Origin of the sequence: Polycladomyces abyssicola (assembly GCF_018326425.1) — a bacterium.
Classification (GTDB): domain Bacteria; phylum Bacillota; class Bacilli; order Thermoactinomycetales; family JIR-001; genus Polycladomyces; species Polycladomyces abyssicola.
In genome coordinates this window covers 3,024,813-3,041,322 of sequence record NZ_AP024601.1, presented here as the reverse complement: position 1 = coordinate 3,041,322, position 16,510 = coordinate 3,024,813, and the positions used below count along the sequence as shown (strand labels likewise).

Genomic DNA, 16,510 nt, shown 5'->3' with positions numbered 1-16,510 from the left:
TGCGTAAAAGGAGCGGGTGTCCATGAGTACCATCCAATTGGACATCGTCACCCCCGAGCGGAAAGTCTTTTCCGACGAGGTGGAGATGGTGATCACCCGGGCCGCTGAAGGGGACATCGGGATTTTGCCCAAGCACGCTCCCTTTGTGAGCCCTTTGGACGTCACTGTCGTACGCATCAAAAAAGATGGTAACGAACGCCAAGTGGCTGTCAGCCGCGGCTTCTTGGAAGTGCGTCCGGAAAAGGTGACCGTGCTGGCTGAGGCGGCGGAGTTGGCCGAAGAAATTGACGTCGAGCGGGCGAAAGCGGCCAAAGAACGGGCGGAGCGCCGTTTGGCCGAAGGTTCACCCGACATCGACCGTGCGCGCGCGGAATACGCGTTGCGCCGCGCCGAAAACCGCCTCAACGTGGCCCGGAAATAGACAGGGAATAAAGATCGCTAAAAAACTGCCGGTCTTACGCCGGCAGTTTTTTTGTGTGGAGTATGCTAGTAACTTATTCTACACGACAAGCACAAGAGGGACTACCTTGGGTCGCCATGCGCTTTTCGTTTAAATCTGAAGGTAACCCACATCCATTCATGGTGTCGAGTTCGGAGTTGGGGACGGGAAATCGAACGCAGCGGACTTTGTCGCTCAATCAGTTATGCGGCTTTGTTTTAAGCGTGCGAGTTGAAAGTGATCCGATGTAACCATCGCAACACCGGCGGCAGCATGATGATCACCGCGAGAACACACAGCACCTGTACAGCGACGACGAATGTGGCATCCGCATGGAAGGTGATCGAAGTGACCGCCATTTCGGCAATTCCACCCGGTGCCATGGCAAACAAGGAAGTGGTCAGCGGAATATTCGTCCACTTCGAAATGATGAACGCGCAAATCACCATGACCAACAGCATGATGAAGGACGTGACGCTGCCCACCAGAGCCGCAGACTTGACTTCCTTTAACTGTTGTCTGTTCACCTTGGTGCCAATGCTGGTACCGATCAACACTTGGGCCGCGCAGAAAAGCGCATCTGTCCACCAGAGATGCAGATCGCGCCCGAACCAGACGGAGAGAGTAGTTTGAGCCAGTGCTGTTCCCAGCATGCCGCCTGTCAGCAAGGGAGCCGGGAATTTCAGCCGTTTTCCGGCGATAGCCGCGATCCAAGCAGCACCGGCCAATACAATCGTCACCCAAAATGATCCAGTGTCTGTCCGGACAGATCCGGCATAACCGGAAGGGTGACCAACGCAGGTGAATGCCAAGAGCGGGACGATGCTGACCACGAGAGAGAGGCGAATCAGCTGTACCATGCTTACCACGATCGGATTGGCTCCCATCTCTTCTGCCAGGCCCGGCATGGCTGACATCCCACCGGGGGTGGAGGCAAACAGTCCTGTCAGCAGATCTGTGCGGCTGTATCGCCACAAAGCCAATCCGCAGCATAGCGAAACTCCGAAGGAAACGATCAATACAATGATGATAATCGGGCTGTTTTCAAACAAGGTCAGCCAAATCGAGCAATTCACCTGTCTTCCCAACTCAATCGCCAACAGCAATTGCCCCGCATTTTGCCAAAACGTCGGGATTTCTCGCTGGTTCGTATGAAACCAGTGTGGCTTCCAAAACATCATCATAGCGGAAGCCATCAATGCCCCTACCATCCACCCGGCGGAAAGATCGGTCAATGCCACCAGCCACCCACCGATCCCACCGATAATGACCAGTCCCGCATGCCGCCCGTTTTCCATGGTAAAAAATTGGCGCACAGAATCCCCCTTTCTTGATCTAAGGGTGATTATCGCTGCAGGCAGGACACTCTTTTGCCCCTCGATGGTGAATAGATGGAGAAAACGCATCGGATGTGGAAAATTTTGATGCATGTCCTGTCATTCGAAATCCGGGTGACGATGGCAAATACTTCATGACATCATGATATCATACAGGATAATCAAAATCGACGGATCTATCCATTGCATTCTATTTGAAGTAACACCAACAGGGATGGAAGGAAAGATGAATGGACAACCTAAATCTCGATGTATTATAAAAAAAAATAAAATTTAAATATCCAGTAAAAACCAGTTGATGTTAGACACTTTAGAATCATTCTGCTATAATGAGGGTGAAAAATAGTGGGAATCTACTTTATTCAGCGCTTACGTGATATGAAGCGCTTACATCGGAAGGGATGGGGAGAAACAGGATTTTCATCAACCATGACGATCGGTTTAGCATAAAAATGTTATTGGAACTCTCTGCCGGCGTCCATTTCGGTGAGAAGATGCTATCACGGACTGTAGTCTCATGCAACTCCATTGCTCGCGATGAAAAATCAGACCACTTTGGAGGGTAATCCTGGACATGGGCTATTCCGCCAACTACGTCATGCTTGCCATATTCTTTCTGCTCGGGTTGGGCCTGCCGCTGGTCGCGTTTACAGCGGGAAGCCTCCTGCGACCCCAGAAACCTACTCCTGCCAAAGGGATCAGTTATGAAAGCGGGGCTGATCCGGTGGGAGACAGTTGGATTCAGTTTAACGTCCGATATTACCTGTTTGCTCTGTTGTTCGTCATCTTTGATGTAGAGACGATTTATCTCTACCCCTGGGCGACGGTGTATCACGAGCTTCGATCCGGCGTCGGATTGTTCACGCTGGTGGAAATGCTCGTGTTTGTGCTGTTGTTGTTGGTCGGATTACTCTACGCCTGGAAAAAGAAGGTGTTGGAATGGAAATAAATCTGGAAGGATTGTTGCCGGAAGAAGAAAAGGAACTGGAGCGCAATGTGTTGACCACCACACTGGAGCAGATTAAAGGGTGGGCACGCAGCAACTCACTTTGGCCGTTGACCTTCGGCTTGGCCTGTTGCGCCATCGAGATGATGGGGACAGGCGGCCCCCATTATGATTTGGACCGCTTCGGCGTGATGTTCCGAGCTTCTCCACGTCAGTCCGATGTGATGATCGTGGCCGGCACCGTCACCAAAAAGATGGGGCCTTTGCTTCGCCGATTGTACGATCAGATGCCGGAACCCAAATGGGTGATCGCCATGGGTTCCTGTGCCACGGCCGGGGGCCCGTATGTGAAGTCCTATTCGGTGGTGAAAGGCGTTGACCAGATCGTCCCGGTCGACGTTTACATTCCTGGTTGCCCGCCCAATCCCGCGGCATTGATCTATGGGATCAACAAACTTCAGGAAAAAATCAGATATGAAGCGAAGACCGGGAGGAGGGTCACCTGATGGAAAAGGAAGAACGAGACAACAACCCCCAAACCTCTGCCAGTGACCCTGATGACCAAAAAGGCAGTGAAGCCGATCGGGAATCCCCGAAGAAACCCCGAACGGAATCGAATGTCGAAACCGCGGCAAACGATCAAGTGAAGGATACAACAGCAAATGCCGTTGATGCGGATGCCAAGCGGAAAGCCGCAGCTGCTGCCCGGGCGAAAGCGGCGGCCGCGGCCAGAGCCAAACCGGCGGGGGCGGGGCGGAATCCGGCGGCCCGGAAAGCGGAAGCGAAGGAGAAACCTTTGGAACCGTCACCCAAACAACCCGTATTGGATGCTTTCGTCACCGCCATCCGGAAACAGGTTGGGGATGACGCGGTGGAAGAAGCCACGATCAATCGGCCCAATCATCATTTGCCCACGATCGTGGTTCCAAAGGAGAAATGGCTTGAGGTGGCCCGTCTGTTAAAAGAGGACGATTCACTCGCATTTGATTACCTGCAAAATCTATCAGGCGTGGATTATGAGACCCATATGGAAGTGGTGTATCACCTCTACTCGTTCCGGCACCGTCATTCCCTCTGTGTCCGGGTGAAAACGGAACGTGACGAGGCGCGGGTCGATTCGGTGACTTCCGTGTGGCTCGGGGCAGATTGGAATGAACGAGAGGTGTACGATTTGTTGGGAATCCGTTTCGACGGACATCCCAATTTGAAGCGCATCTTCCTGCCCGAACACTGGGAGGGCCATCCTCTTCGGAAAGATTATGAACCGCTCGATCCGGAGATTTGATTGGGAGACCGACAGGAACGGCATACTTGGGTAAAGAGGAATCCGCTCGAGGGGTTCCGGGATATTCCGACTGGCAAATTGTCTGGAGAAGGGTGGCTGTTTCCCGAAGAAGTTTGGCCCGATTCCAGGAGGTGGAGAGGCGGATGGAGATAGGGAAAATCATCGGGGCCATTGTCATGCTGTTCATCCTGCTGGGGTTCGTCACGATGGCCGTATTGTTTGAACGCAAAGTGATCGGGTGGATGCAGAGTCGTGTCGGTCCCAACCGCGTCGGGCCGTGGGGAATCCTGCAAACGGTCGCCGATGTACTGAAAATGTTGTTCAAGGAGGACACCATTCCGGACAAGGCGGATCGCACGTTGTTCAAGGCGGCCCCGATTCTTGCTTTCATGCCGGCGTTTGCTGTCGTAGCGGTACTTCCGTTTACGCCGTCATTGGTTTTTTCCGACATCGCCGTGGGACTACTGTACTATATGGCAGTTTCCAGCATCACCACGATCGCCATCATGGTCGGGGGTTGGGCGTCCAATAACAAATATGCTCTGTTGGGTGGTATGCGCTCGGCAGCCCAGATGATCAGTTACGAAATCCCCTTGGTCATGTCGGTGGTCGGCGTGATCATGGCCGCAGGATCATTAAACCTGAAAAAAATCGTCGCTGCACAAGCGGATATGTGGTTTATTGTGCCGCAATTTTTGGGCTTTCTGGTCTTTCTCATCGCTTCCGTATCAGAACTGAACCGTACGCCATTCGACTTGCCGGAAGCTGAGTCGGAACTAGTGGCTGGTTATCATGTGGAATACAGCGGATTTCGTTTCGCTTTTTTCATGTTGGCCGAATATGTGTATGTATTCGCAATGTCTGCTTTGACGACGATTCTGTTCCTGGGCGGATGGAACCCCGTTTTCGGTCTGACGTTCATCCCGCCGATTGTCTGGTTCGTCATCAAATTTGCCGCTGTTGTCTTTTTCCTGTTTTGGCTAAGGGCGACCCTTCCCCGGGTGCGGATGGATCAGTTGATGCAGTTGGGATGGAAGGTGCTCCTTCCCTTGGCGCTCCTCAACATTTTCCTGTCCGCTCTGCTTAGGGAAGTGCCGTTGATCGGCCGGTTTTATTGACGTGATCTCGGGAGGGATTCCCATGCTTGGGATGGTAAAAGGTTTGGGCATCACACTGAAATCCATGACCAAGAAAAAGGTGACCTATCAATATCCGGATCAACCGCTGAAGATGCCGGAGCGATTCCGGGGCATCCAGCATTTTGACCCGGAGAAGTGCATCGTGTGCAACCAGTGCGCACGCATCTGCCCGACCGATTGCATCACCCTGACGGGTAAAAAACATCCCGACCCCAACAAAAAGGGAAAAATCATCGACACTTACGACATCAATTTCGAGATCTGCATTTTGTGCGATTTGTGTACAGAGGTATGTCCTACCGAAGCGATTGTGATGACCACCAACTATGAGCTGGCGACCTACAGCCGGGACGAACTGTTCAAAAATCTGGAGTGGCTCCATGAAAACGATCAGAACATCCGGGGAGGGTCGTAATTGGCGCAGCTGAACGGAGAGTTTGTCGCGTTTTTCATCTTGTCCGTCATGGCGATCGGCGGTGCCGTGTTCATGATCAACCTGACGAAGGTGGTTCACATGGCGTTGGCCCTGGCGTTCACGTTTTTCAGCATTGCCGGGTTGTATCTTCTGTTGAACGCGGAGTTTCTGGCGGTTGTACAGGTGTTGATTTATGCCGGGGCGATTACCATCCTGATGCTGTTCATGATCATGCTGACCCGTCATCAAAATGATGAGGAAGCAGAACCGTTCGGATTTCGACAGGGGCTCTCCTTTGTAGGGGTGGCGGCGTTTTTCGGCATCGTGATGTGGGTGATCTACCGGACGCCCCTTCCGGCCAAAACAGCGGATACGTCCGGTTATACGGTGGAACGGATCGGTCATGTGCTGTTTCAACAACAGGTGATTCCGTTTGAGCTGGTGTCGGTGCTGCTATTGGCAGCACTGGTGGGGGCAGTTGTTCTGGCCCGGAAGGAGGAATCCTGATGCCGGTTACTTCGTATCTGGCACTGTCCGCCATTCTTTTCAGCATTGGTTTGTACGGGGTACTGACGAAGCGGAATGCGGTGATGGTTCTTTTTTCCATCGAATTGATGCTGAACGCGGTCAACGTCAATTTGGTCGCTTTCTCCAAGTATGGATTGTATGCCAACCTGACTGGTCACATCTTTTCGCTGTTCACGATCACGGTGGCGGCGGCGGAGGCTGCGGTGGGGATCGCGATCCTGATCGCGTTCTATCGGAACAAAGCAACGACTGAGGCCGACAAGATCAATTCGATGAAGGGGTAATCGTAAAACGATCTGAGAAAAGGATGGATGCTCCATGATCGCATATGTTTGGATCATCCCGTTGTTCCCGTTGATCGCGTTTCTGCTGTTGATCGCCGGCCGGCGTCGATGGAGCGAAAATGCGGCTGCCATAATCGGGATCACGGCCACATTGGCATCGTTTCTCACCGCGACGGCGGTGCTGGTACAAAGCATAGGCGGAACACCCGGTGCGGTGCAAGTCTTTCCATGGTTGAAGGTGGGGCAGTCCGTTTTCTCGTTCGGGACGGACGTGAACCATCTGAACGCGTTGATGCTGTTCATCGTCAGCTTGGTCAGTTTCCTGGTTCACGTATACGCCCGGGGATATATGAAGGGTGATCCCCGTTTTTCCGTGTTTTACGCCTATTTGACATTGTTCACGTTCTCCATGCTGGGGCTGGTGATCTCGCCCAATCTGCTTCAGCTGTATATTTTCTGGGAACTGGTCGGGGTGTGTTCTTTCCTGTTGGTCGGTTTCTGGTACTACAAGCCGAAAGCCAAGGCGGCGGCGAAGAAGGCATTCATCGTCACGCGCGTCGGGGATGTGGGCCTGTTCATCGCCATCGCGCTATTGTTTTGGCAGGTGGGCAGTCTGGACATCGCTTCTGTACTGAGTGCGGTTGAAGCAGGTAAAATCACGCCAACGCTGTTGACGTGGATTGCTGTTCTCATTTTTATCGGCGCCGTCGGCAAATCGGGTCAGTTTCCGTTACATACATGGTTACCCGACGCCATGGAAGGCCCGACGCCGGTCAGTGCCCTGATCCACGCCGCCACAATGGTGGCCGCGGGCGTATACTTGGTCGCGCGGTTGTTTCCGTTGTTTGAGGCTTCCGAGACGGCGATGGACGTAGTGGCTTACGTGGGTGCGTTCACGGCGATCTTCGCCGCATCGATCGGGTTGGTTCAGCATGATATCAAACGCGTGCTGGCCTATTCCACGGTGAGTCAGCTGGGGTATATGATGCTGGCGCTGGGTTCGGCCGGATATGCGGCGGGTGTGTTTCACTTGATGACGCACGCCTTTTTCAAAGCGTTGCTGTTCCTTGGTGCGGGTGCGGTGATCATCGCATTGCATCACGAGCAGGATATTCGCCGGATGGGCGGTTTGTGGCGGAAAAACAAAGCCGTGGGATGGATGTTCCTCATCGGTTGTCTGGCCATATCCGGCATCCCGCCGTTTGCCGGTTTTTTCTCCAAAGATGAGATCCTGGCGGCGGCATATGCGGACGGCCGGACAGGGGTGTTTCTCGTCGGTCTGATCGCGGCGCTGTTCACCGCGTTTTACGTGTTCCGCCTGTTTTTCCAGGTGTTTATTGGTGAGTACCGCGGGAAAGGGGAGATCGGTTCGGTTCCCGCCGTCATGACGCTGCCGATGGCGGTATTGGCGGTATTGTCCGTGGTCAGCGGATTCCTCAACGCGCCGAGTCCGATGCTGGGACATTGGTTGACGGAGGGAACGGGTATTCGTGAGACGGTAGTCGGTACGCCGCTTTGGATCTCTCTCTCCGCCACACTGGTCTCGTTGGCCGGTTTGGGAGGAGCCTGGATGATGTACGGGCGGCGGGCATGGTCTCCCACTGTGTGGCGGGATCGAATGCCGTTGCTATATCAGTTGTTGTACCGAAAATATTACGTTGATGAGATCTACCGGGCAACATTTGTGGACGGGTTGCGGAACACCGGCCGTCCGTTTCGCGGTTTTGACCGGTGGTTCGTTGAAGGTTTGGTGGGGCTGGCGGTCGGTGTGACGCGACTGATCGCCTGGGTCGGCTCCCGGTTGCAAAACGGTCAAGTGCAGGCCTATGCTTTGATCAGTCTGATCGGGCTGGTGCTCCTGTTGGTAGGCTTGACGGCGGGGAGGTTGTTCGGATGACGGTGTGGAATGGGCTTCCTACATGGGTGACGTTTTCACCACTTTTGGGAATGCTGGTTTTGTTATTCATTCCCCGGCAACAGAACCGGTGGCTCAAATGGGTCGGGATGGCGGGAACCTTGCCTCCGTGCATACTGGCCCTCATGATGTTCGCACAGTTCGACCCCCAAGCCCGGGGTGTACAATTTGCACAAAACGTGTCGTGGATTCACATCCCACTTCCGCAAAGTTCGGGATGGACGCTATCCTACGCGATGGGTGCGGACGGTTTGTCCATACCGCTTGTTGTGATGACGACGATTATCGTGGCGCTGGCTGCGGTCGGATCGATGTATATCAAGGAACGGCTGAAAAGTTATTTCCTGTTGTTTCTTCTGTTGGAAATCGGGATGCTCGGTGTCTTTCTCGCCCGCGATCTGTTCCTGTTTTTCCTCTTCTTTGAAGTGACGCTGGTGGCTACCTTTTTCCTGGTGGGTATCTGGGGGTACATGGAAAAAGAACGCGCCGCCAATCAGTTCCTGCTGTATAACGGTTTGGGTTCGGCATTGATGCTGCTCGCGTTTATCGGCCTCTTGTTCGTGTTTGGCACGTTGAATCTGGATCAGTTGCTGGTGCGAACCTCGCAGTTGTTCACTCACCCCGAATGGATGCAGGGGCCGGTCAAACAGGTGATATGGGGAATTTTCCTCTGCATTTTGATTGCATTCGGCATCAAGCTGCCCGCGTTCCCGTTTCACACCTGGATGTTGCGTGTCCACGTGGAAGCGCCCCCGGCAGTGGTCATGATTCACTCCGGTGTTTTATTGAAAATGGGTGCGTACGGGTTGATCCGCTTCGGCGTGGATCTGTTTCCTCCCTTGGTGCATCAAATGGCGACGTTTTTGGCGGTGCTGGGGTTGGTCAACATCCTCTACGGAGCAGCGCTGGCATTTGTTCAGCGCGATTTGAAGCGCGTGTTGGCCTATTCCAGTGTCAGTCACATGGGGATCATCCTGTTCGGAATCGCTGCACTTAATTTTTCCGGATTGCAGGGAGCCGTGTTTCAAGCGGTATCTCACGGTTTCATCTCCGCGCTGATGTTTTTGATCGTCGCTGCGCTCTATGAACGGACGGGAACAACGATGATCGATGAAATGAGCGGATTGGCCAAGGCGATGCCGGTTCTCTCCGGTGTGTTGTTGGCCGGAGGACTGGCGTTGTTAGGATTGCCCGGTATGTCCGGTTTTGTCAGCGAATTTTTGGCGTTTCTCGGTATGTTCAAACAATACCCGGTCATTGCGGGGTTCGGCGCATTGGGTTTGATCTTGGCGGCAGCCTATACGTTGCGGGCGGTCATGGCTGCCACGTTCGGACCTTTCCTGGATCGATGGGAGCGGCTGACTGACACAAAGGCGGTGGAAACCGTGCCGATGTTGGTGTTGCTCGGCCTGATTATCGCGATCGGTGTCTATCCGCAGATGTTGGGTGAGCCGATGCAAGCCACCCTGCAAATGATTGTCACCAGGATCGGAGGGTGAGCGGATATGGAAAAAGCCTTGGCACACATCGACTGGTCGGCGATGACACCCGAATTGATCCTCGTCACCGCTGCCGCCCTGCTGATCGTGCTGGAGCTGTTGTTACCGGATGAGACTTCCCGCGATTGGCTGGGGTGGGTTGCCCTGTTGGCCGTCGTCGGGGCGGGGATGTACGTGGTCGTTCACTTCGGAGGAGCGACGGTGGATCTTCTTCAAGGATCATATCGGACGGACCCGGTGGCCCAATCGTTCAAACTGGTGTTGTTGGGCGGGTCGGCTCTGATTCTGGTGTTGTCCCTGTCCGGAGAAAATCGGGAAGGGATCGGAGCGCGGGGAGAATATTACTTCCTGCTGCTCACGGCTGTGTTGGGTGGCTCAGTGATGACATCCTCGGCCGATTTGGTCACGCTGTTTGTCGGGTTGGAGCTGTTGAGCATCTCTTCCTACATCCTTGCGGGAATCCGAAAACAGCGGACGGACTCCAATGAAGCCGCCTGGAAATACGTTGTCCTGGGCGGTGTCTCATCCGCGTTCATCCTGTACGGGATGTCATTCGTGTACGGCCTGACGGGTAGCACCAATCTGTTTGTGGTCCAGCAGCGGATCGTGGAGGCGTACCAAACCGGTTACGCACCGTTCGTGTTGCTGTCGTTGTTTTTGATGATGTTGGGATTCGGGTTTAAAATCGCCGCTGCACCGTTTCACATGTGGGCGCCCGATGTGTATCAGGGTTCCCCGACATCAGTTACCGCATTTTTGGCGGCCGTGTCCAAAACGGCAGCCTTTGCTTTGGTAACCCGGGTTGTGTTGGTGGTCTATCTGCAGTTGATCCAGCTTCGCGTGTGGGAGGAGATCATTACGCCGCTGTTGCTGGTGATCGCGGGTGCATCCATGATCGTCGGCAATGCCGTCGCATTGCGTCAGACCAATGTCAAACGTCTGATGGCGTATTCTGGTATCGCCCAGGCTGGATATGTGCTGGTGCCGCTCGCGTCACTGGGGATGGCGCTTTTTGAAAGCACCCTGTTTTATCTGCTCGCCTATTCACTGATAACAGTCAGTGTGTTTGCGGTGATCATGGTGGTGGAGCGCGATTCCGAACACGGTGAACTGAGCGCCTTTGCCGGCCTATATAGAAGATCACCGCTGGTGGCGCTTGCTATGACCTTGTTGGTGCTTTCGCTGGCGGGCATTCCAGTCACGGCAGGATTTTTTGGCAAATTCTACCTCCTGATCAACGCCATCGCAACCCAGCACTTTTGGATTGCTGCAGTGATGGTGGTAACCACGGTTGTTTCCTATTTCTACTACTTTGAATTTATCCGACAGATGTACTTCCGTCCGGCACCGAAGGGGAATCCGCTGGCCATCCCCATCGGAACGGCGATCGTGATCGGAATCGGTGTGATCGGCACAGTCGGATTGGGGTTGTTCCCGAATGCGATTCTTCACGCATTGGGACAACTGAAATGGGCGGAAGTTCTGTCGATTCCGCAGACACCTCCGGGGCCCTAATCGAGTAACGACAGGTGCTGAGCAAAATCGAATGGATGCAGAGGAGCCGTTTGCCGATCGGTAACACTGGCGGTAAACGGCTTTCGTCGTTACTACTGATTCCCGATCGCTTTTATCAAGCGTCAGCGCCATCGGATCCCATACCGGTGAAAGAACCATTCGGCAATGGCCAGTACCAGACCGACGGCCAAGGAGGAATGGGTGTCCAGGGAAAACGAAATGAACAAAAATTGGATTGCGTACAACAATAAAGCGATGGCAAACAGATCGATCAATGCCAATGAGAACCGGCTCATGTGGCGAATCAGGACGTGATCCAGCCATGCGGTCACACCGGCGATCACCCCCGCCGAAACGATCAAGTGCCCCCAATGGACGATTTCCATTTGTTTCAAGGTGAGATTGGCGATCTCCATCACGATGGCGTACAGCACCCATTTGAAGAGAAAGTAGGAAATCAATGTATTGTCGTTCACTCCTCAAAATCCGTCATCTCATTTTTCTATTATGACTAACCAACCGCTAATCCAATCATTTCCGGACTGTCAAGAGATTTTCAGGGATTCATTTTGCTTCTGCGTCCATTTTGATGTACGATGATAGAGTGAACCTGTCACCAAAGGAGTGCATACCATGGTGGATGGGGCGACAAGCTTAGGCGTGACCGCTCTTGTCAACATCATCCTTTCGCTCGTCAGCATCGCTTTCAGCTGGTGGGCACTGACCAATCTCCGGTTGGATGTCTTTATGCGCCAACCCAAATCAGTGCAGGCTCATGCGTTGATGATCCTGCTGTCGGTGGTGCTGGGACACGGGCTGGCATCCTTTTTGATCGACTATATGGGTTGGTCTCGTCTGATCAGTCAGATGTTTTAATCGGCCGAAAAGTTTGTCTATTTTTCGTCAACCCAGGATCTCACTCGTATATCCTCTTTCTCTTTCGTGAACAATGGTGAAAGAGAAAGAGGGGGCGATACATATGCGGTCCAAATGGTTGACACTCACGTTTGCACTGATTATTCTAAGTACGTTCATTGTTGCATCGGCTCCGGCAGCGGTGCCGGAACAAACGCTGACCCATGTGTTTTTGGAAATGGGCGCACAACCGGAGCGATACGTGTTGCACCATGGCGGGCGAATCGCTCAGGTGATGGAAGAACACCAAGTGGACGATTGGACGGATGAATTGCGGCAGGCTTTGGGTTTGTCGCCGGTTCAGCGTAAGGAAGGAGACGGTCTGCGTTGGTCCGCCTCCGGCTGGTGGGGGCGAAACCAACGGGTGGAATTGATCGTTATCAACGATGAGCCTACTAAGCGGTGGATTCAACCGTACGTATCGGTTCGCATCAATGGTCGGGGACGTCCTGACGCGGCATTTTTCCGCGCCCGGCAACGTCTCGTCAAACGATTGGAACAGCAGGGAATCGCGCCCAGGTTGCACTTCTCGATTCAAGGACACCAGGAGTTGCAACCGTCAAATAAAGAGCAGTGGATCCAGCAAGCGATGAAGCGAATGCGCGCGCGGGAGGTGGAAGCGCTGCGCACGGCGCCGACCACCAGCGTTTCCTGTTATTCCCCCTTGTTCCCCGATGGATTGAACACGCAGGGCGGTTTCATGAATCTGCAGGTTGCAGCACGTATGGACCCCCTGCACCATCGTATTGCCGTGACCATGGGGACTCCGATCATCACCATAGAATACTAGTTTGGCGGAGGGAAGACATTTGGAAAAAATCATTGTTCGTGGCGGCAAGAAGTTGAAAGGCAGAGTGAAGATTCACGGTGCAAAGAACGCTGTCCTACCGATCATCGCCGCTTCCATTCTCGCATCGCGGGGAGAAATCGTCATCCATGACACTCCCCTGCTGGAAGACGTCAAAACGATCACCCAACTGCTCCAAAACTTGGGCGCGGAAGCGAAGCTGGACGAAGGATCCGTTCGCATCCGGGCGGAAAAGTTGACGACGACCCAGGCACCGTACGATTTGGTGCGGAAAATGCGCGCTTCGTTCCTGGTGATGGGGCCGTTGTTGGCGCGCAAGAAACATGCTCGCATTCCGTTGCCTGGTGGGTGTGCGATCGGCAGCCGTCCGATCGATCAGCATCTCAAAGGGTTTGAAGCGATGGGAGCCGAGTTTGAAATCGGCCAAGGGTTTATCGAGGGACGCGTGCCGGATCGTTTGCGGGGGGCACGTATCTATCTCGATGTGGCCAGTGTCGGAGCGACGGAAAACATCATGATGGCGGCAGCACTGGCGGAAGGGCGCACCATCATCGAAAATGCGGCGCGGGAACCGGAAATCGTTGATCTGGCCAATTTCCTGAACGCGATGGGTGCCCAAGTGCGGGGGGCCGGTACCGGGACGATCCGCATTGACGGGGTGGATTTCCTGCGGGGAACGGAATATACCGTCATTCCCGATCGGATCGAAGCCGGCACATACATGATTGCGGCAGCGATCACCCGTGGCGAAGTGTTTGTGGAGGGAGCAATTCCCGATCACATCAATCCGTTGATTGCCAAGCTTCGTGAAATGGGCGTCCATGTATTGGAAGGGGAGAATGGCGTCCATGTCCGTGCGGAAGGGAAACTGCAGCCAGTGGACGTCAAAACGCTGCCATATCCGGGCTTCCCGACTGATATGCAATCGCAGATGATGGCGTTGCTGCTGACGGCGGACGGGAACAGCGTGGTTACCGAGACCGTATTTGAAAACCGGTTCATGCACGTCGAAGAAATGAAACGCATGGGTGCGAAGATCAAAATCAATGGTCGCTCCGCCTTCATCGAAGGGGGCCATCCGCTGTCCGGTGCTGAAGTGAAAGCCACCGACCTGCGGGCGGGAGCTGCGCTTGTGTTGGCTGGACTGGCTGCAGAAGGCACGACGGTAGTAACGGAACTGCACCATATCGACAGGGGCTACGTTCAGTTGGTGGAGAAATTGCAGGCATTGGGTGCGGATATCAAACGTGTGAAGGTGGACGCGGAGAAAGACGTATCCTCTGTGCAGCCCTCATATGCATAAGTTCATAATGGATCTGGAAGGTCGCGATATTCGCGGCCTTTTTTGTTTCTATTCCTATGCCTTGATGCCTGTATCCGTCGATCTTAGGGAGTGACTTTCGGTTCTGAAGTACTATCTCCTCCTGCGATTCATAGGCTGTAAGAGAGGGTTGTCCTCAGTGAGAGAATCGGGGAGAGAGAGGTGGATTATGCACAAAGGATTTGTGGTTTATGTGGTTGTGTTTCTCTCAGTGATGCTGGCTGTCCCCGCATTGGTAACCTATTTTGATGCATCGACCGCACCCCATCCGAAAAAACCCATCCGGTTGACACATGATGCACATGAACCGATGATCCGCGTCTTTTTGACCAAAGAACGGCGTGTCGTGGCAATCCCGCTTGAATCCTATATTCGGGGTGTGGTAGCGGCGGAGATGCCGGCCGACTTTCACTTGGAGGCGCTGAAAGCTCAAGCGATGGCGGCACGTACCTATATTGCCGAACGACTGGCCAAGGGGGACTTTACCGATATGCGGTCGTACGGTGCGGCGGCCGAGGATGCACAAGTAACCGATTCTCCGGACCACCAAGCGTTTATGACGGACGAGCAGTTAAAAATGGAGTGGAAAGACCGATATCCCTCTTACTCAAACCGGGTCAACCAGGCGGTACAGGAAACACGGGGAAAAATTTTGTTATATGGGGGAAAACCGATCTATGCCGCCTTTTTCTCCACCAGCAACGGACAAACGGAAAACGCGGAAGATTATTTCCGTCAATCGTATCCCTATTTGCGTAGCGTACCATCTCCCTGGGATCGTCAATCGCCCAAGTACCAGGCGCAAATCCGGATTGCGATGAGCGAGGTCGTTCATCGTTTGGAATCATTTACCGGAAAGAAACTGATTGCCCAGTCCCTTTCGGGAGCCAAATGGATCAGCGGAGCGGAACGGACAAAAAGTGATCGCATCAGGAGAATCCGAATCGGGGACCAATGGTTTACCGGACGTCAGGTTCGGGAGGCGTTGGGATTGCCGTCCACGGATTTCACCTGGAGCATTCGTGGTGGTACCATCCTGTTCATCACCCAAGGTTACGGACACGGTGTCGGGATGAGCCAATGGGGGGCAAACCTCTTGGCCAAGCAGGGTAGGTCGGCGGTGGAGATCGTCCAATATTATTATCGTGGTGTGACCATTGGACATTGGCCATAAAGGTGTGACCGATATGCTCTGTCCTGAAGGGATGACAACGCCCAAATGGACCTAGAAACGAACGGATCGAAGCATGATGTTTCGTCTTTCCTATCAAGTAAAACTCTCAACCAGCCGACGAAATAGTCGGGATAAACACGGGTCTTTTCAGGCATTTCCCCATTCGAAAAAATGAAAAAAATCGGGAGAGGTAGGTATAAAACGAGAAACCCGTGTCCAAAATGGTTGCTGAGGTGATAGGAAAATGAAACCAGAAAAACCAAATAAACCGATCCAAATGGACAATGCGAAGCAGGGAATCCGATGGAAACGCCTGTTTGCGAAGAAATGGGCTTTTCCGGCCATCTACCTCGCAGCTGCCGCACTCATTCTCACCGTGGTTTGGTTGTACCAAAACGCGCAAGAGTCCAGGGTAACCAAACCCGGAACGGATGTGCAAATCAGCCACAATACCGTGCCGGTCGATCAAAAAGCCGAACAAATGACGGCACCGGTCGCCAAGACCGCCGATGCCGACGCGCAAATGGGCTACTATGACGATACCTCATCCGCCAAAGTCAAAGAAAAGGCATTGGTGAAATACGCCAATACGTATTGGCCGCATTCAGGAATCGACTATGCCCGCAAAGACGGTAAAAGTTTCGATGTGATCGCCGCATTGAGCGGAAAAGTGATTCGAGTGGAGCATAATCCGTTGGTCGGTCAGCAAGTGGAGATTCAGCACAAAAACGGTTTGATCACCGTATACCAAAGTTTGACGGATATCCGCGTCAAAGTGGGTCAAGAGGTCAAACAAGGTGATGTCATCGCCCAAGCCGGAAGAAATAACTTTGAGAAAGAAGCCGGTGTCCACCTCCATTTTGAGGTACGGAAGGGCAATCAATCTGTACAGCCGGAACTGTACTTGAAATAAAAAAGCGTGACAAAGCCGGAGCGAAACAGCTCCGGCTTTTTTTAGGGTTCGCCAAAAACCGCGCAAAATGGCTTGTC

At 53.4% G+C, this 16,510-nt stretch carries 18 protein-coding genes; 16 read left to right on the top strand and 2 right to left on the bottom strand.

Going from position 1 to position 16,510, the window contains the following annotated elements; all coding sequences use genetic code 11:
• Positions 1-22 precede the first annotated feature (22 nt).
• On the top strand, positions 23-421 hold the full coding sequence (locus tag KI215_RS15075; protein ID WP_212773501.1) for a F0F1 ATP synthase subunit epsilon: 399 nt from the start codon (positions 23-25) through the stop codon (positions 419-421).
• Between the two features lie 236 nt (positions 422-657).
• Here the strand turns inward: KI215_RS15075 and KI215_RS15070 are convergent, their stop codons facing one another.
• On the bottom strand, positions 658-1,755 hold the full coding sequence (locus KI215_RS15070; protein WP_212773500.1) for an AbrB family transcriptional regulator: 1,098 nt from the start codon (positions 1,753-1,755) through the stop codon (positions 658-660).
• Positions 1,756-2,350: 595 nt separating this feature from the next.
• Between KI215_RS15070 and KI215_RS15065 the strand changes: the two genes are divergently transcribed.
• From KI215_RS15065 to KI215_RS15020, 10 genes are all read left to right on the top strand, one after another.
• The gene (locus KI215_RS15065) at positions 2,351-2,725 is read left to right on the top strand and encodes an NADH-quinone oxidoreductase subunit A (RefSeq protein ID WP_212773499.1); all 375 of its coding nucleotides are present in this window, start codon (positions 2,351-2,353) and stop codon (positions 2,723-2,725) included.
• Positions 2,716-3,228 carry a NuoB/complex I 20 kDa subunit family protein gene (locus KI215_RS15060; protein ID WP_212773498.1) on the top strand — a complete coding sequence of 171 codons (513 nt, stop codon included), beginning with the start codon at positions 2,716-2,718 and terminating at the stop codon, positions 3,226-3,228. Before KI215_RS15065 ends, KI215_RS15060 begins: the two co-directional genes overlap by 10 nt.
• Positions 3,228-4,007 carry an NADH-quinone oxidoreductase subunit C gene (locus tag KI215_RS15055; RefSeq protein ID WP_212773497.1) on the top strand — a complete coding sequence of 260 codons (780 nt, stop codon included), beginning with the start codon at positions 3,228-3,230 and terminating at the stop codon, positions 4,005-4,007. Before KI215_RS15060 ends, KI215_RS15055 begins: the two co-directional genes overlap by 1 nt.
• Positions 4,008-4,150: 143 nt before the next feature.
• The gene (gene nuoH / locus KI215_RS15050; RefSeq protein ID WP_212773496.1) at positions 4,151-5,125 is read left to right on the top strand and encodes an NADH-quinone oxidoreductase subunit NuoH; all 975 of its coding nucleotides are present in this window, start codon (positions 4,151-4,153) and stop codon (positions 5,123-5,125) included.
• A gap of 22 nt (positions 5,126-5,147) precedes the next feature.
• A complete protein-coding gene (nuoI, locus tag KI215_RS15045) occupies positions 5,148-5,561 on the top strand; it encodes an NADH-quinone oxidoreductase subunit NuoI (protein WP_212773495.1) in 414 nt (137 codons plus the stop codon).
• Positions 5,562-5,570: 9 nt separating this feature from the next.
• Positions 5,571-6,068 carry an NADH-quinone oxidoreductase subunit J gene (locus KI215_RS15040; RefSeq protein WP_212775230.1) on the top strand — a complete coding sequence of 166 codons (498 nt, stop codon included), beginning with the start codon at positions 5,571-5,573 and terminating at the stop codon, positions 6,066-6,068.
• Positions 6,062-6,373, top strand: coding sequence for an NADH-quinone oxidoreductase subunit NuoK (nuoK, locus tag KI215_RS15035; RefSeq protein WP_212775229.1), 312 nt, complete (start codon positions 6,062-6,064; stop codon positions 6,371-6,373). The genes KI215_RS15040 and nuoK overlap by 7 nt, the downstream gene beginning before the upstream one ends.
• A 34-nt stretch (positions 6,374-6,407) precedes the next feature.
• Positions 6,408-8,270 (top strand): NADH-quinone oxidoreductase subunit L, encoded by a 1,863-nt coding sequence (gene nuoL / locus KI215_RS15030; protein ID WP_212773494.1) that lies wholly within the window; start codon positions 6,408-6,410, stop codon positions 8,268-8,270.
• The gene (locus tag KI215_RS15025; protein ID WP_246512138.1) at positions 8,267-9,787 is read left to right on the top strand and encodes a complex I subunit 4 family protein; all 1,521 of its coding nucleotides are present in this window, start codon (positions 8,267-8,269) and stop codon (positions 9,785-9,787) included. Before nuoL ends, KI215_RS15025 begins: the two co-directional genes overlap by 4 nt.
• Before the next feature lie 6 nt (positions 9,788-9,793).
• Positions 9,794-11,302 (top strand): NADH-quinone oxidoreductase subunit N, encoded by a 1,509-nt coding sequence (locus KI215_RS15020; protein ID WP_212773493.1) that lies wholly within the window; start codon positions 9,794-9,796, stop codon positions 11,300-11,302.
• A 122-nt stretch (positions 11,303-11,424) separates the two neighbouring features.
• Here KI215_RS15020 and KI215_RS15015 read toward each other — a convergent pair whose 3' ends face one another.
• Positions 11,425-11,778 carry a phage holin family protein gene (locus KI215_RS15015; RefSeq protein WP_212773492.1) on the bottom strand — a complete coding sequence of 118 codons (354 nt, stop codon included), beginning with the start codon at positions 11,776-11,778 and terminating at the stop codon, positions 11,425-11,427.
• A gap of 157 nt (positions 11,779-11,935) precedes the next feature.
• On the opposite strand from KI215_RS15015, the gene KI215_RS15010 reads away from it, so the two are divergent.
• From KI215_RS15010 to KI215_RS14990, 5 genes are all read left to right on the top strand, one after another.
• The gene (locus KI215_RS15010) at positions 11,936-12,178 is read left to right on the top strand and encodes a DUF1146 family protein (protein ID WP_212773491.1); all 243 of its coding nucleotides are present in this window, start codon (positions 11,936-11,938) and stop codon (positions 12,176-12,178) included.
• Between the two features lie 103 nt (positions 12,179-12,281).
• The gene (locus tag KI215_RS15005; RefSeq protein WP_212773490.1) at positions 12,282-13,007 is read left to right on the top strand and encodes a YwmB family TATA-box binding protein; all 726 of its coding nucleotides are present in this window, start codon (positions 12,282-12,284) and stop codon (positions 13,005-13,007) included.
• Between the two features lie 19 nt (positions 13,008-13,026).
• The gene (murA, locus tag KI215_RS15000) at positions 13,027-14,328 is read left to right on the top strand and encodes a UDP-N-acetylglucosamine 1-carboxyvinyltransferase (RefSeq protein WP_212773489.1); all 1,302 of its coding nucleotides are present in this window, start codon (positions 13,027-13,029) and stop codon (positions 14,326-14,328) included.
• A gap of 187 nt (positions 14,329-14,515) precedes the next feature.
• Positions 14,516-15,520, top strand: coding sequence for a stage II sporulation protein D (gene spoIID, locus KI215_RS14995; RefSeq protein WP_212773488.1), 1,005 nt, complete (start codon positions 14,516-14,518; stop codon positions 15,518-15,520).
• A 244-nt stretch (positions 15,521-15,764) separates the two neighbouring features.
• Positions 15,765-16,433: a M23 family metallopeptidase gene (locus KI215_RS14990; protein WP_212773487.1), complete on the top strand. Its 669-nt coding sequence runs from the start codon at positions 15,765-15,767 to the stop codon at positions 16,431-16,433.
• The last annotated feature ends 77 nt before the right edge of the window (positions 16,434-16,510 follow it).